Origin of the sequence: Salinicola lusitanus (assembly GCF_038648475.1) — a bacterium.
In the GTDB taxonomy this organism is placed as follows: Bacteria; Pseudomonadota; Gammaproteobacteria; order Pseudomonadales; family Halomonadaceae; genus Salinicola; species Salinicola lusitanus.
On record NZ_CP151919.1, the window covers coordinates 3523661 to 3539185 of the forward strand.

16 protein-coding genes are annotated in these 15525 nt (G+C 64.1%); 8 read left to right on the forward strand and 8 right to left on the reverse strand.

Translation table 11 applies throughout. The features are described 5' to 3' along the window. Positions 1–68: 68 nt before the first annotated feature. A complete protein-coding gene (fliE, locus tag AAGT95_RS15805) occupies positions 69–395 on the forward strand; it encodes a flagellar hook-basal body complex protein FliE (RefSeq protein ID WP_110599933.1) in 327 nt (108 codons plus the stop codon). Positions 396–501: 106 nt separating this feature from the next. Here the strand turns inward: fliE and rarD are convergent, their stop codons facing one another. Then, on the reverse strand, positions 502–1482 hold the full coding sequence (rarD, locus tag AAGT95_RS15810; RefSeq protein ID WP_342594421.1) for an EamA family transporter RarD: 981 nt from the start codon (positions 1480–1482) through the stop codon (positions 502–504). A gap of 103 nt (positions 1483–1585) precedes the next feature. Between rarD and AAGT95_RS15815 the strand changes: the two genes are divergently transcribed. Genes AAGT95_RS15815 through AAGT95_RS15825 form a run of 3 tightly spaced genes read left to right on the forward strand, consistent with a single transcriptional unit; the run spans position 1586 to position 4105 of the window. Beyond that, positions 1586–2407, forward strand: a complete 822-nt coding sequence (locus AAGT95_RS15815) for an amidohydrolase (protein ID WP_342594422.1) — start codon at positions 1586–1588, stop codon at positions 2405–2407. 13 nt (positions 2408–2420) lie between these two features. Further along, on the forward strand, positions 2421–3368 hold the full coding sequence (gene corA, locus AAGT95_RS15820; protein WP_342594423.1) for a magnesium/cobalt transporter CorA: 948 nt from the start codon (positions 2421–2423) through the stop codon (positions 3366–3368). Positions 3369–3400: 32 nt separating this feature from the next. After that, on the forward strand, positions 3401–4105 hold the full coding sequence (locus tag AAGT95_RS15825) for a pseudouridine synthase (RefSeq protein WP_342594424.1): 705 nt from the start codon (positions 3401–3403) through the stop codon (positions 4103–4105). A gap of 68 nt (positions 4106–4173) precedes the next feature. Here the strand turns inward: AAGT95_RS15825 and AAGT95_RS15830 are convergent, their stop codons facing one another. From AAGT95_RS15830 to gloB, 6 genes are all read right to left on the reverse strand, one after another. Beyond that, positions 4174–5757 carry a dipeptide ABC transporter ATP-binding protein gene (locus AAGT95_RS15830; RefSeq protein WP_342594425.1) on the reverse strand — a complete coding sequence of 528 codons (1584 nt, stop codon included), beginning with the start codon at positions 5755–5757 and terminating at the stop codon, positions 4174–4176. Next, positions 5754–6857, reverse strand: coding sequence for an ABC transporter permease (locus tag AAGT95_RS15835; RefSeq protein ID WP_342594426.1), 1104 nt, complete (start codon positions 6855–6857; stop codon positions 5754–5756). Before AAGT95_RS15835 ends, AAGT95_RS15830 begins: the two co-directional genes overlap by 4 nt. Beyond that, a complete protein-coding gene (locus AAGT95_RS15840; RefSeq protein ID WP_342594427.1) occupies positions 6857–7930 on the reverse strand; it encodes a microcin C ABC transporter permease YejB in 1074 nt (357 codons plus the stop codon). Before AAGT95_RS15840 ends, AAGT95_RS15835 begins: the two co-directional genes overlap by 1 nt. A 9-nt stretch (positions 7931–7939) precedes the next feature. Next, entirely contained in the window at positions 7940–9793 is a 1854-nt protein-coding gene (locus AAGT95_RS15845; RefSeq protein WP_342594428.1) for an extracellular solute-binding protein, read from the reverse strand. 92 nt (positions 9794–9885) lie between these two features. After that, entirely contained in the window at positions 9886–11052 is a 1167-nt protein-coding gene (locus AAGT95_RS15850; protein WP_342594429.1) for a transglycosylase SLT domain-containing protein, read from the reverse strand. A gap of 78 nt (positions 11053–11130) precedes the next feature. Further along, complete coding sequence (gene gloB, locus AAGT95_RS15855) at positions 11131–11898, reverse strand: hydroxyacylglutathione hydrolase (RefSeq protein WP_342594430.1); 768 nt, start codon at positions 11896–11898, stop codon at positions 11131–11133. Positions 11899–12248: 350 nt separating this feature from the next. Between gloB and AAGT95_RS15860 the strand changes: the two genes are divergently transcribed. The 4 genes from AAGT95_RS15860 (at position 12249) to nudC (ending at position 15115) form a co-directional block, all read left to right on the forward strand. Beyond that, positions 12249–12986: a class I SAM-dependent methyltransferase gene (locus AAGT95_RS15860; protein WP_342594431.1), complete on the forward strand. Its 738-nt coding sequence runs from the start codon at positions 12249–12251 to the stop codon at positions 12984–12986. A 100-nt stretch (positions 12987–13086) separates the two neighbouring features. Next, the gene (gene rnhA, locus AAGT95_RS15865; protein ID WP_342594432.1) at positions 13087–13542 is read left to right on the forward strand and encodes a ribonuclease HI; all 456 of its coding nucleotides are present in this window, start codon (positions 13087–13089) and stop codon (positions 13540–13542) included. Positions 13543–13595: 53 nt separating this feature from the next. Continuing rightward, entirely contained in the window at positions 13596–14345 is a 750-nt protein-coding gene (dnaQ, locus tag AAGT95_RS15870) for a DNA polymerase III subunit epsilon (RefSeq protein WP_342594433.1), read from the forward strand. Next, positions 14345–15115, forward strand: a complete 771-nt coding sequence (gene nudC, locus AAGT95_RS15875; protein WP_110599909.1) for an NAD(+) diphosphatase — start codon at positions 14345–14347, stop codon at positions 15113–15115. Before dnaQ ends, nudC begins: the two co-directional genes overlap by 1 nt. Positions 15116–15123: 8 nt before the next feature. On the opposite strand, the gene AAGT95_RS15880 is transcribed toward nudC, so the two are convergent. Beyond that, positions 15124–15444, reverse strand: coding sequence for an SCP2 sterol-binding domain-containing protein (locus AAGT95_RS15880; protein ID WP_110599907.1), 321 nt, complete (start codon positions 15442–15444; stop codon positions 15124–15126). Positions 15445–15525 lie beyond the last annotated feature (81 nt).

A 15525-nucleotide genomic window follows, 5' to 3' on the forward strand; every position in this document is an offset into this window, starting at 1 on the left:
TGCCAGCGTCGATTACCACGACGGCTCCCGGCATCATGGCCGTGAGCATCGTCATACAGGAACCCCTCATGAGTGCTCCAGCCATTCAAGCAGCGCTTCAGCAGATGCAGGCGCTATCGACCCAGGCAAGCGGTCAGGCCGCGGCATCGCAGCCATCGCTGAACGAGACAGGCGGCAGTTTTGCCGGCGAGTTGCAGGCATCGCTTGGACGAATCAATCAGATGCAGCAGACCGCCAACCAGCAGGCCATGTCATTCCAGGCCGGCGACCCGAATGTGGCGCTGAACGACGTGATGATCGACATGCAGAAGGCGAGTGTCTCCTTCGACATGGGGGTTCAGGTGCGTAACCGTCTGGTAACCGCCTACAAGGAGATCATGGGGCTGCAGGTGTAACACCCGGCGACGCTTCCCCACGACCTCCCGATTTGCGCCCGGGCGCCGTCAGCTCGGACGGGCGTCCCAGCCAGGTTGCTCGGCAGCGGAAGTCGATCCGATGCACTCATTTCGCCACGCCATCGCGGCCACGGGCGAGGGTCCTGCGGTGGCCGCGCCACGCCTCCATCGAGTAGAGCCCGAGGCCGACCCAGATCAATGCAAAGGTCAGCAGCTGAGGCCAGACGAGAGGCTCGCCGAAGACCCACAGTGCCAGCAGAAACTGCAGCGTGGGGTTGAGATACATCAGGAAGCCGATGGTGGATAGGGTCAGGCGCTTGGTGGCACCGGCGAAGGCGAGCAGCGGCAGGGTGGTTACCACGCCGCTGACGATCATCAGCGCGGTGATATCGAAGCTGACACCGAAGTGAGACTGCCCGTGCCATGTCAGCCAGGCGAGGGACGCCAAGCTCAGCGGCAGCAGCAGGCTGGTCTCCACCAGGAGGCCGGAGAGCGCATCCAGCGGCACGCGCTTGCGCAGCAGACCGTAGCTGCCGAACGTCATGGCCAGCACCAGACTGATCCAGGGCAGGGTCCCCAGCAGGAGAAGCTGCAGCATCACTGCCGCCAGCGCCAGTCCCATTGCCACCTTCTGCCAGCGGCCGAGCCGTTCGCGCAGGACCAGCATGCCCAGGGCAACGTTGACCAGTGGGGTCATGAAATAGCCCAGACTCGCCTGCAGCACACGATGCGTTTCCACCGCATAGATGTAGAGCCCCCAGTTCAGCGCGATGAGCAGCGCGCATCCCAGAATCCATCCCAGTCCGCGGATCGCCTCCCGGCGCCCCGGAAAACTGCTGCGGATGGCGGGCCAGCGCCCCATCAGCGTGACCACGGCGATCAGGAAGATGCAGGACCAGAGAATTCTCTGGATCAGCACTTCGAAGGCCGGTACCCCGTCGAACAGCGAAAAGAAGAGCGGGAAGCATCCCCAGAGGGCGTAGGCGGTAATGCCGTAACCGACACCGCGGCGGGTCTCGTTGCGTGGCGTATCGATCGACGGTTCTACGCTGCCTGACAGGGTCTTGTCTGAGGGGGATGCCGACATGTCGCTGCTCGTCGCTCTCGGGTTTGGAGGCCGGGTAATCTATCATGACAGCCATTCGCGTTGACGAATTGATCGATCCCGACATGCGGCAGGAGGAAAAGCCATGAACGAGCTACGAGTCAGCCTCGTCCAGAGCGAGCTCGAATGGGAAAACCCGGAGGCCAATCGGCGGCTGATGGATCACCGCATGGGCACGCTGGACGGAAGCCGGACGGATCTGATCGTGCTGCCGGAGATGTTTGCCACCGGTTTTACCATGAATGCCGAAGGGATGGCGGAGCCGGCCGAGGCGAGCCCCACGCTGGACTGGTTGCGGCGCCAGGCGCGCGAGCGTGATTGCGTGATCGCCGGCAGTCTGGCGATCGCCGATGGTGGCGCCCGATACAACCGGCTCTACTGGGTGACGCCGGACGGCGGTGTCGAGCACTACGACAAACGCCATCTGTTCCGAATGGGTGACGAGCCGTTGCACTACGCGATGGGGCAGACCCGCAAGGTCGTCGAGCTGAAGGGATTTCGGCTGCTGCTGTCGGTCTGTTACGACCTGCGGTTCCCGGTCTGGCTGCGCCAACGACCGAGTGCGCCCGAGCCCTTCGAGTACGATGCGCTATTGTGTGTCGCCAACTGGCCGGCGCCGCGTAGACGGCCCTGGCGGACGCTGCTGCAGGCCAGGGCGATCGAGAATCTCGGTTACGTCATTGGCGTCAACCGTGTGGGGCGGGATGGCAACGGGCTGGCGTACGCCGGGGACTCGATGGTCGTGGACTTCAAGGGCGAGCCGATGATCGATCACCCGACCGACACGCCGTTCGTCGAGACGGTGAGCTTGTCAGCAGCGGCGCTGTCATCGTTTCGCGATACCTTCCCCGCCTGGAGAGACGCAGATGCCTTCGCGTTGATCGACCTCGACGATCACCTGCAATGAGTAAGGATGAGCAATGATCCGAACCTTTCGCCTCGACCAGGCCGATTTTCAGGAGCTCAGCGACGGCGCCGTCGCCGAACGCCTGCTGGAGGCCAACTGGATCGATGCCTACGACCTCGGTGACGAGGATCGCGAGGCGCTGAAGCCGTTCCTCGCCGAGGAGCTGCCGGCCAATACCGATATCGAGGAGATCGAGTCCTCGGCGCGCTTCTTCACCGATACCGACGGCCTGCACGTGCACTCGCTGTTTCTATCCCGCAACGAGGGCAAGCACCAGACCAATACCGTGGTCTTCATCCTCCAGTCGCAGCGGCTGCTGTCGCTGCGCGAGGACGACCTGGCCGACTTTCGCCTGTTCCGGCTGCGCGCACGGCGCGGTCAGACCGAGGCCCATTCGCCGCAGTCGCTGATCGTCACGCTGTTCGAGCAGAAGGTCGAGAACCTCGCCGACAGCATCGAGGACATGCACCGCGACCTCGAGCAGGTCAGCCATATGGTGCTGGAGATCGAGGATGCGGACCTGGAAGAGGCGATCGATCGGCTGGCCAAGGTCGAGGACAGCGTGGGCAAGATCCGCCTGTGCCTGATGGACACCCAGCGCTCGCTCTACTTTCTCATTCGCCACCTGCGCTATCACGCCGAGCTGCAGGAGCAGGCCAAGGAGGCGCTGCAGGACGTTGAGGTGCTGATGTCGCACAGCACTTTCCTGTCCGACAAGGTCAACTTCCTGATGGATACCACTCAGGGGTTCATCAATATCGAGCAGAACCAGATCATCAAGATCTTCTCGATTGCCTCGGTGGTGTTTCTGCCGCCGACCATGATCGCCAGTATCTACGGGATGAACTTCGAGGTGATGCCGGAGCTCAGCTGGAGCTTCGGCTATCCGATGGCGATCGGCCTGATGGCGCTGTCGGGAATCTCGCCCTATCTCTACTTCAAATATCGCGGCTGGTTGTAGGCCCGCCGCCCACCTAGGAGTGTCTAGAACCCATGCGGTTGGACCGATTTCTCAGTGAAGCCACCGAGCTGACGCGCAGCCAGGCCAAGCGTGCCCTGCGTCAGTCGGAAGTCAGCGTCGATGGCGAGACCGTGCGCGATGCCTCGCGCCAGGTCTCCGATACCCAGGACATTCGCTGGCAGGGATCAGCGCTGGCGCGGATCGGCTGGCGCTATCTGATGATGCACAAGCCGGTCGGAGTGGAGTGCTCGCTGCGCCCGGCTCACTACCCCTCGGTGATGAGCTTGATCGAGATCGAGCAGATCGAGCGCCTGCATCCGGTAGGGCGGCTGGATGTCGACACCTCGGGACTGCTGCTGATCAGCGATGACGGCAAGTGGACCCATCGCGTGACCTCGCCCAATCACGCTTGCGAGAAGCGTTACAGAGCGACACTGGGAGAAACCCTGTCCGCCGCCGACGCGGCACACGTGGCGAAGCAGTTCGCGGAGGGCATCATGTTGAACGGCGACGAGAAACCGACGAAACCGGCGACTTTCGAGGCCGTTGGCGAGTCCGAGGTGATCGTCGGCGTGACCGAGGGGCGCTATCACCAGATTCGCCGGATGTTGACGGCGGTCGGCTATACGGTGGTGACCTTGCATCGTGAATCCATCGGTCCCTTGGCCCTCGATCCGGAGCTGGCGCCGGGGGAGTGTCGCCATCTGCGTCCGGAAGAAGTCGCAGCCTTCGAATGATCGCGTCAACGGCTGACAACTTTATACCGTTATCTTGTTTTCCAGCCAAAACAAACGGTCGAGCGTTATCAGGTCAATGACGAGGCTTCGATAAGGGCTCGCGTGTAGGCGGTTCGGGGCGAGTGCAGCAGTGTTTCGCAGTCGCCCTGTTCCATGACCTTGCCATCCTTGAGCACCAGAATCCGGTGAGCCATCGCGCGTACCACGGCGAGATCATGGCTGATGAACAGGTAGGTGAGGTCATGTTTCGCCTGGACGTCACGCAACAGCTCGATCAACTGCTTCTGTACCGTGCGATCCAGCGCCGAAGTCGGCTCATCGAGGATCAGCAGTCTGGGTTTCAGGATCAGCGCGCGGGCAATGGCGATACGCTGGCGTTGACCGCCGGAGAACTCGTGGGGATAACGGTGACCGCAATCCGCCGGCAGATCGACGTCGTGAAGGGCTTCGGCGACACGTTCAGTCACCTCCGGCGGCGTCAGCTCGGGGTGATGAAAGCGTAGTCCTTCGCTGATGATGTCGGCAACCGACAGACGGGGCGAGAGTGAGCCGTAGGGATCCTGGAACACGATCTGGAGCGCTCGCCGCTGGCGTCGAAGCGCTTCACCGCCCAACTGGTCCAGACGCTGGTCGGCGAAGTGGATCTCACCGCTGGAGGGCAGCAGTCGAATGAGTGCCGAGGCCAGGGTCGACTTGCCCGATCCGGACTCGCCGACCACGCCGAGAGTCTCACCGCGGCGGAGTTCCAGTGACAGCGGTTCGACGGCGACGAAAGCCGGCGGGCTGGGGCGCAGCAACGGCTTGGGCCGCTTGAATGTCACGCTGAAGTTGCTGGCGCTCAGCAGCAGCTCGCTCTGCGGTGGCAGCGGCCTGGGGCGGCCGGACGGTACGGCGTCGATCAACTGGCGCGTATAGGCGGCCTGCGGTGTCTCGAAGAGGGTTCGAGCTGGGCCGGTCTCCACCTGCTTGCCCTGCTGCATGACGACCACCCGGTCGGCGTGGCGCCGGACCAGATTGAGATCGTGGCTGATCAACAGCAGGCCCATGCCGAGCCGCTGGCGGAGCTGGTCCAGCAACGCCAGAACCTGCCGCTGCACCGTGACGTCCAGTGCCGTGGTGGGTTCGTCGGCGATCAGCAGCTGTGGCTCGTTGGCGATCGCCATGGCGATCATGACCCGTTGACGCTGGCCTCCGGAGAGCTGGTGAGGCCAGGCTGCCATGAGCTCGTCGACTCTGGGAAGCTCGACCTGCGTCAGCAGCTCCCGGGCACGCCGCGTCGCGGCGTTGCCACGCAAACCCTGATGCAGGCGCAGCGTCTCCCGCAGCTGCTTGCCGATGGTGTGCAGCGGATTGAGCGAGGTCATCGGCTCCTGAAAGACGAAACCGATGCCGCCGCCGCGAAGCTCGTTCCATTCCCGCCGACTCAACCGGCCCAGGTCGCGGCCGGCGAAGGTGCGCGTCCCCGTCACCCGACTGCCAGGCGGAAGCAACCCCAGCGCGCCGAGGGCGCTGACCGACTTGCCGGAGCCGGACTCGCCCACGATGGCCACGGTCTCGCCTTGTTCCACCTGCAGGTCAAGCTCGGACACCGCTTGCGTCTCGCCGAAGTGGACCGAAAACCGACGCAGTTCGAACAGGGGCGTTTGACTCATGGCTGGCTGTCCTGTGCCTGGGTCGTTGCCGCTAGCGGAGGTCGTGCTGCGGTCGTCGACGTCATGATATGGCGCGGGTCGAAGGCGTCGCGAAGGCCTTCGCCGATGAACACCAGCAGCGACAGCATCACACTGAGAGAGAGAAAGGCGGTGATGCCGAGCCACGGCGCCTGCAGGTTGTTCTTGCCTTGGGCCACCAGCTCGCCCAGCGATGGCGAGCCCGGCGGCAAACCGAAACCGAGAAAGTCCAGTGCGGTCAGGGTGGTGATGGCGCCGGTGAACAGGAACGGGATGAAGGTGAGGGTGGCGACCATGGCGTTGGGCAGCACGTGGCGCCGCATGATCAACCGGGAGGGCAGGCCCATGGCTCGGGCCGCCTTGACGTACTCGAGGTTCCTGGCACGCAGGAATTCGGCACGCACGATGTCCACCAGGCCCAGCCAGGAGAACAGCAGCATGATGCCCAGCAGCCACCAGATGTTGGGTTCGACCAGGCTGGCCAGGATGATCAGCAGGAACAGCACGGGCAGTCCCGACCAGATCTCGATCAGGCGCTGGCCGAACAGATCGATCTTGCCGCCGTAGTAGCCCTGCGCGCCGCCGATGAAGACGCCGAGCAGAATCGAACCCGCGGTCAGGGCCAGGGCGAATGTCACCGACAGGCGGAAGCCGTAGAGCACCCGCGCGAACACGTCGCGACCCTGATCGTCGGTTCCCAGCCAGTGGCGTGCCCCCGGCGGGGAGGGGACCGGGCCTTGAATATCGCGATCGAGGGTCTGGTAGGAGAAGGGGACCGGGGGCCAGAGCATCCAGCCGTGGCGCTCGATCTGCTCGCGCACGAAAGGGTCCCGGTAATCGGCCGTGGTGGGGAGAAACCCGCCAAACTCGGTTTCCGGGTAATCCACCAGCATGGGGACGTACCACTCGCCCTGATACTGCATCACGATCGGCTTGTCATTGGCGATCAGTTCCGCGGCGAGACTGAACGCGAACAGTAACCCGAAGAGCCACAGCGACCAGTATGCGCGCCCGTGGCGCCGGAAGACCTGGAGCCGGCGCCGGGTGATCGGCGAGAGCCGTTGACGTCGATTCGGTGTCATCACGACTCCCGGGTCGCAAAGTCGATTCGTGGGTCGACCCAGACATAGGTCAGGTCTGAGACCAGCTTCAGCAGCAGGCCGATGAGGGTATAGAGATAGAGCGTGCCGAAGATCAGCGGGTAATCACGCTGCATGACGGCCTCGAAACCGAGCAGCCCCAGACCGTTGAGCGAGAAGATCACCTCGATCAGCAGCGAGCCGGTGAAGAAGATGCCGATCAGTGCCGCCGGCATGCCGGCGATGATGATCAGCATGGCATTGCGAAAGACATGGCCGTAGAGCACGCGCCGGTCGGAGGCGCCCTTGGCGCGCGCGGTCAACACGTACTGCTTGTGGATCTCGTCCAGAAAGCTGTTCTTGGTCAGCATCGTCAGCGTGGCGAAGCTGCCGATCGCCGAGGCAGCCACGGGCAACGTGATGTGCCAGAAGTAGTCCTGGATCTTGCCCAGCAGGGAGAGCTCGTCGAAATCGACCGAGGTCAGCCCGCGCAGGGGGAACCAGTTGAGGTAGCTGCCCCCAGCGAATACCACGATCAACAGGATGGCGAACAGGAAGCCGGGAATGGCGTAGCCGACGATCACCACCCCCGAGGACCAGATATCGAAGGCGCTGCCGTGGCGCAGCGCCTTGCGAATGCCCAGCGGGATCGAGATCAGGTAGACGAGCAGGGTGGTCCAGAGACCCAGCGAGATCGATACCGGCAGTCGATCCAGAATCAGGGTGGTGACCGACTGGCCCCGAAACAGGCTATCACCGAGATCGAAAGTGGCGTAGTCCCGCAGCATGAGGGCGAAGCGCTCCCAGGCGGGTTTGTCGAACCCGAACTCCTCGGTCAGCGTCTGGCGCAACTGGTCGTTGACGCCCTGGAGGCGCCGGGAGTCGTTGCCGCCGACGCTGTCCCCGCCACCGCCCTCGAGGCCGGTGCTCGCGGTGCTGCTCAAGCCCTCGAAGCGCGCCATCATCTGATCGATGGGGCCGCCCGGCGCCGCCTGGACGATGATGAAGTTGAGCAGCAGGATTCCCAATAGCGTCGGGATCATCAACAGCAGGCGGCGAACGACATAGCTGGCCATGATCGGCAGTCACTCCTGTCCGCGCTGACGGGCGGCGATGGCGCCGGCCCGTTCGGGGTCGACCCACCAGACCGAGAAATCCGGCGTATAGCGCGGGAAAGGTCGGGGATACGCGAATTTATTCCATATCGCGACGCGAGTACCGTCGAAGTTCCATTGCGGCACGACGTAGAACCCCCATCGCAGCACGCGATCCAGCGCTCGCGAGGCAGTATCCAGTTTTTCGCGACTGTCCGCACGAATCAGGTCATCGACCAGGGCGTCGACGACCGGGTCTCGCACGCCGGCCAGGTTTCGGCTCTGGGGAACATCGGCGTATTCGCTGGTCCAGAAATCCCGCTGCTCATTACCCGGATTGGCCGACTGCGGAAAGCTGCCGACGATCATGTCGAACTGGAAGCGTCTCAGGCGGTCGAGGTATTGATTGACGTCGACCACCCGGATCTTGCTGCGGATACCGAGCCGTTCCAGATTGCGGACGAAGGGCTGGGTGATACGTTCCCACTGGCTATCGTAGAGCAGGAACTCCAGGGTGAAAGGTCGACCGGTCTCGAGGTTCACCAGGGTGCCGTCGCGCACGTCATAGCCGGCTTGACGCAACAGCCCCAACGCTTCCCGCAGGCGCGGACGGAGCGCTTCCGGTTGCGCTATGGGCAGTGGCTGATCGAACACCGCGGCGGGCAGTTGGTCTCGATAGGGATCGAGCAACGCCAGTTCCTCGTCTCCGGGCAGCCCTCTGGCTGCCATCTCCGAGTTCTGGAAGTAGCTCTCGGTGCGTTGATAGGCGCCGTAGAACAGATGTTGATTGACCCAGTCGAAATCGAACGCCAGGCCCAGTGCGCGGCGGACCCGCGGGTCGCTGAGCTGTGCTCTTCGGGTGTTGATCACGTAGCCCTGCATGCCGGCGGGCTGCCCATCCGGCACGATCACGCGCTGAATCGCGCCATCCTCGACCGCCGGCGTGTCATAGGCCGTCGCCCAGTTCTTGGCGCTGCTTTCGATACGCATGTCCAGTGCCCCGGCCATGAAGGCTTCCAGGGCGACCGACTGATCACGAAAATAGTCGTAGACGAGGCGGTCGATATTGTAGCGGCCCCGGTTCAGCGGCAGGTCGCGGCCCCAGTAGTCGTCGACCCGGCGGTAGACGATGCGACGGCCGGGGTCGACTGTGGCAATCTCGTAGGGACCGGAGCCCAGGAGCTTGTCGAGCGTGGGCCGCGTAAAATCGCGATCCTGCCAGTAGTGCTTTGGCAATACCGGCAGTTGACCCAGGATCAGCGGCAGCTCTCGCGACTGATTGTTCGAGAACTCGAATCGCACCGTCCGTTCGCTCACCGCCGAGACCGACTCCACGCTGGCGTAGTAGGCGCGATAGAAGGGCGAGCCCTTGTCGCGCAGCAGCTGGAAGCTGAACACCACGTCCTCGGCGGTGACAGGATGGCCATCGTGGAAATGCGCTTCGGGTCGTAGATCGATCTCCATCCAGTGGCGATCCGGGTCGAGCCGTATCCCTCCAGCCAGCAGTCCATACATGGTGAATGGCTCGTCGGCGCTGGACTCCATCAGCGTGTCGTAGATCTGATTGAGCCCAGCCGCTGGCGTGCCCTGGATGATGAAGGGATTGGTCGAGTCGAAACTGCCGTTGGCCGCGCGGCGCAAGGTGCCGCCTCTTGGCGCCTCGGGGTTGGCGTAGGGCAGATGCTGGAAGCCAGCGGGCAGTGCCGGATCATCGTAGAGCGCGATGGCGTGCACGGTCGGTACATCGCGATGCACTTGCTCGGGGGCGTCAAGCTGGCCGTCGGCGGCTACCGCCAGCGGCGCGGCCAGCGTGATGGCCATCAGCAGCCATCGAAATCCAGCCATTGTCGACATCCTCCTGTCGGTGCGGCGGTCTGCACGGGTACCTGGCGTTCAGCACGTTGCATTGATAACGGCCACAGCGCTCGCGCCGGGGGCTAGCGTCGGGCGCCGCTATTCTGAGCCAGCGCCATGGACGGCACGGTCAATGCCTGGCCGATGCGAATGGTGCTGCCGTCGAGGCCGTTTTCCCGCTGGATCTCGCCGACACTGACCCCGAAGTGCTTGGCAATGGCGGAGAGCGTATCGCCGCGGCGAACCACATAGCGGTTCAGCACCGTGCGCTCCGAGTCAGGTAGCGTGGCGAGATTGGCCAGGAACCGCTGCTTGGCCGCCGCCGGCACCAGGATACTGGCATCGTCGCGTGGTCGTGTCGACGCCCGTTTGAACCCCGGGTTCAGCGCTCGCAGGGTCTGCGGGTCCACCCCCGCGAGATCGGCTGCCATCGAGAGTGTCAGAGGCCCTCGGGTATCGACCTGGGCGAACTGGGCCTTGTCCGGGATCGTCGGGAGGACCACGCCGTACTGCTCGGGTTCGGCAATGACTTCGGAGAGTGCCAGCAGACGCGGAATGTAATCCATGGTCTCGGCGGGCAGTCGCAGGTGCCAGTAGTCGATCGGGTCTCCGCGATTGGCGGCCGCCTCTCTGGCGGCGTTGACCGTGCCCGCGCCGGCGTTGTACGCGGCCAGTGCCAGCAGGATATCGCCGTCGTACCAGCGATCGGCCTGCTGCTGGATGTAGTTCATCGCCGCATCGGTGGCGGCGACGACGTCGTGGCGCCCGTCGTACCAGGCGGTGCGCGACAGGCCCATCGCATCGCCGGTCGCCGGCATGAACTGCCATAGTCCGGCGGCCCCACCGGGGTTGGTGGCTGTCGGGTCGTAGCCGCTTTCGATGAACGGCAATAACGCGATTTCGCTGGGAAGCCGATGGGATTCCAGCTGCTGCGTCACCCAGCGCAGCCAGGGCTTGGCCTGCGCCGCGACCTTTTCGACGTGGCGCGGATGAGCACGATACCAGTCGAGCCATGCGGCGACCCGGGGGTTGGCATTCTCGTGAGACAGCCGAAAGCCGTTGCGTAGTCGGGTCCAGGCATCGGGTGCGCGACGACTCTGCAAGGCGAGAGCGGACCAGAACGAGTGCCGGGAGGCACTGTTGGCGGTGGCCGAAGCTTCCTTGGCTACCGCGGTGAAGGGTAGCGTCGACAACAGCAACCCCCCCGTGAGACCGACGACAATCCGACAGCGTCGGGTTCGAAAATTCATGTGTTCAAAATCCTTGATGACACCGGCGGCCAATCGGCGCGGCCGCCGGTGGGTGCCCCCCGTCTTCGACGGTGGCGATCAGAAGCGGTCCTTCCAGGCTCGCAGCGTGGCAAACGCGGCAACGTCGTCATCGACCGGCCCCTGCTGGCTGAGCGTTTCGCGAAGGCCTGGGTTGCCGATGCGCAGGAAAGGATTGATCTGGCGCTCCCGGCCCATGGTGGTCGGCAGGGTCGGACGATCGAGATCGCGGGCCTTCTCGCACTCGCGCCGATAGCGGTCCCGGACCGCATTGTCGGGCTCGGCGGCGGCGGCAAAGGCAAGGTTGGCCAGCGTGTACTCGTGGGCGGCGAACACCAGGGTGTCCTCGGGCAGGGCGTCGAGCTTGGCGAGCGATTCCTGCATTTGCAGAGGGGTGCCCTCGAACAGTCGCCCACAGCCGCCGGAGAAGAGGGTGTCACCGGCGAACAGTAATCCTGGTGTGCCGGGGGCGTGGAAGGCGATATGATCCAGGGTATGGCCGGGAACGGCATAGACCTCGAAGCGTCGACCCAGGACACGACATTCATCGCCCTCGCCGACGCGGTGGTGAATACCGGGGATGGCGTCGTTGGCGGGACCGTAGACCTGTGGTGCATAGCGCTCGATCAGCGCTCGCAATCCGCCTGTGTGATCCTTGTGATGATGGGTGACGAGGATGGTGTCGAGGGTCAGGTTCTCCTGCTCCAACCAGGCGATGACGGGATCGGCATCACCGGGATCGACAACGGCGACACGATCCTGGGTATCTTGACGCAGCACCCATATATAGTTGTCCTGGAACGCGGGAATCGGCATCACGGTCAACATGTGGCATGCTTCTCCGGCAGGTTGGTCTCGAGATTCGGATGTCGGGGTTCGAACGTCGTTGTGACCCCCACGTCGGCCGCAGGTTCACCGAGACGATCATCGTCTGGGCGCGAACGTGACGTGGAGAGCCGCTTCGAACCATCGTCAAAAAGCGCTAACCTTGGGGAGTAAAGTCGGCCGTGTCAATCTCGTCGCCCGTTCAGAGCTTGCAGTCCGCCGTTCGGGAGGGCCGCCGGTTCTGGGAATCGGCATCAGGTCTCTCGCTTTGGCGAGCCGAGCGCGCCTGCCTTGGTCCGCACTGTGAACAGCACCGGGGCATCGTGAGTCTGCAGTTGGGGATGGCGCCCTTGATGAGCGATATGTGCCCCATTCGACACGCTCTGGATTGGGCACCTTCTCCCGATCTCGTCCGCACCCGGAACAGCTTGATATGCCTGCCCGACAGCCTGCCATTGGCCGACGACAGCGTCGATCTGACGCTGTTGCATCATCTGCTGGAGGCGGTGGACCGGCCACATCACGTGCTGCAGGAAGCGGCTCGCGTCACCCGCGCCGACGGCCGCTTGCTGGTGTTCGGCTGGCATCCGTTCGGGCCCGCCGCGGCTCGCCGTGGCAAACGTCCCGCGCCGTGGCAGCGTCAGTGGCGGACACCGGGACGGCTGCGGGACTGGCTGGCGTTTGTCGACTTCGAGATCGAGCGGGTAGACTACTGCGGCTTTCGACTGCCCGGTCGGGCGATGGGAAGCGATCGGCTGGAAACGCTCGGTCGTCGCTACAATGTGCCGTTGGCGGCTGCCTACCTGCTGGTGGCACGTCGGCGCAACATACCCGTTCAGCCCATCAAGCTGCGTGAGCCGGTGCTCCAGGGTCGCCGGTCGGGCGCGTGGCTCGGGCTGGCGAAGGAGACCGGACCCAGTCGGTCGCGCGATCGCGAGGTGTCGAATTCGACCCCGGTCAGTGCCCGGCGCCGGGCGCCCTCGCCACTGCCGCCGGGCAACGACCAAGAGGGTCTGGAAACCGCAGTGAAGCAAGAGCGACCCGAACCGCGTGGCGCCTTGCGCAACGGATCTTTCCGCACGATCGCCTGAGCGGGATACAGCCCCGCTCACCTCGACACCGATAGATAACCAAGATCGCCTGACACTGAGAGAGTACGTCTTGTCCGCCCCGACCTCTGAATCCCCTACGATGCCTGCCGTGACGATCTACACCGACGGTGGGTGCCGCGGCAACCCGGGCCCCGGTGGCTGGGGGGCCTTGCTGGTCTCCGGCCGACACGAGAAGCCGATAAAGGGCGGCGAGGCCGAGACCACCAATAACCGCATGGAGCTGATGGCCGCCATTCAGGCGCTGCGGGCGCTGGACCGGCCGTGCCAGGTCTCCCTCTGGACCGATTCCCAATATGTCCGCAAGGGCATCACCGAATGGATCCACGGCTGGCAGAAGCGAGGCTGGGTGACCGCGGCGAAACAGCCGGTGAAGAACGCGGAGCTCTGGCGGGAGCTGCTTGCCGAGACCCGCCGTCACCGTATCGAGTGGCACTGGGTCAAGGGCCACAGCGGACATCGGGGCAATGAAGCGGCCGACCGGCTGGTCAACGAGGCGATCGATGAAGTGGTCGCCGGGCGCGGCACGGCCAGATAGCGATTTACCGTCCGCAATGACAGGAATACCGCCAGACTACAGCGAGGACAACCATGCGCCAGATCGTCATGGATACGGAAACCACCGGTATCGATCCGCGTGAAGGCCATCGCATCATCGAGATCGGTGGTATCGAACTGATCAACCGCCGGTTCACGGGGCGGACCTATCACCAGTACGTCAATCCCGAGCGGGACATCGAGGCGGAAGCCATCGGGATTCACGGCATCACCAACGAGCGGGTCGCCAACGAGCCGGTGTTCGCGCAGATCGCCGACGAACTCTGGGAGTTCATGCGGGGTGCGCAGTTGGTCATCCACAACGCGCCCTTCGATGTCGGGTTCTTCGATCATGAATTCAGACTGCTGAAGGCAGCGCGCGGCGAACCCGTTCTGGGGCCGGTGGCGGAGCACTGCAGCGTGCTGGATACGTTGAAGATGGCGCGCGAGATGCACCCGGGACAGCGCAACAGCCTCGATGCGCTATGCAAGCGTTACGACATCGACAACGGTCAACGCGTGCTTCACGGCGCACTGCTGGACTCCGAGATCCTCGCCGACGTCTATCTCGCCATGACCGGGGGGCAGACCGCACTGTCGCTGGCAGGCAACGACGAGGGGGGCGATCGCGAGGCGGGCAGCGCCAGCGGGCTGCGGCGTATCGACCGCGACGGCTTGACCCTGGCGGTCACCCGACCCAGCGAAGCCGAGTGGCAGGCTCACCAACAGCGTCTCGAGCAGATTCGTCAGGCGGCCGGCGAGTGCCGCTGGGATGCGCTGACGGCAGCGGAGACCCAGCACTGATGCTAAGGCGGGAAATACCCCCGATGGACGTCGTCGGCGGCTGGTTGCTGCGAATGAACGCCACTGGGGTGGCGCCGGCCGAATCGGGCAGCATGCTCGGTTATTGCCGGCGGTGGCCGGACCAGGCGCTGCGGCTGGGATACTGGGAGGGCGAGCCGGTCGCTGTCGTGGTCGAGGCGGACGGCGACGACTGGCCGGGCTTCCGTGACTGGCTGGCCCAGGTGAGCGTCGCGCAGAGCGAGTTGTTGGCGACCGCACTGCAGGTCACTCGCTGGGAACGCGACCATCGTTTCTGCGGACGGTGCGGCAATGCCACCCGACGCCTGACCCATGAGTTCGCGATGCAGTGCGACCACTGTGGCTTGCGCGGTTATCCGCGGATATCGCCCTGCATCATCACGCTGGTGACCCATGGCACGGATATGCTGTTGGCGCGAAGCCCTCGCTTTCCGCCCCAGCGGTATTCGACCCTGGCGGGTTTCATCGAACCCGGAGAAGCCGTGGAGGCCGCCGTTCGCCGCGAGGTCATGGAGGAGGTGGGCGTGAACGTCGGCCGGGTCAGCTTTTTCAAGAGCCAGTCCTGGCCATTCCCACACTCTTTGATGATGGGCTTCTTCGCCGAAGCGGCCAGCCGGGATATTCGTATCGATGGACAGGAGATCGTGGATGCGGCCTGGTTCAGCCCGACGACGTTGCCGCAACTGCCGCCGGCGTACTCGATTTCCCGTCAATTGATCGAGACCCACCGGGGCGCGGTTGCGGTGCGTTGACCCGCGGCTCAGCGACTGGACTTGGCGAAGAGCTTGGGCAGGCGGCTCGCGAGTCCAATGTCGCCCTTGACCTTGACCTTGCCCGTGAGCAACGCCTGCATCGAGTTGAGCTCCTTCCTGACCAGTGCCATCAGCGTTGCCGTGTCGCTGGTGATGGTGACGCCGGGAGTCGGATGGCGGCCGGGCTGGATGTCGAGCGAACCGTCTTCGATGGTCATGTGGTAATCGTCGACATCGTCGAGATCGAACTGATAGATGGCCGAAACGCCCTCGGCCGCCTCGGCGTCGAATCGGGCCCTGAGTTTGGCGATCAATGGATCGTCGTTCATGATGACATCTCCCGTGGCAGAAGCGCTAAGCAGATCATTGCCGGTATCGGCACGCAAGCGCCGGAGCAGCTTAATCGCCTG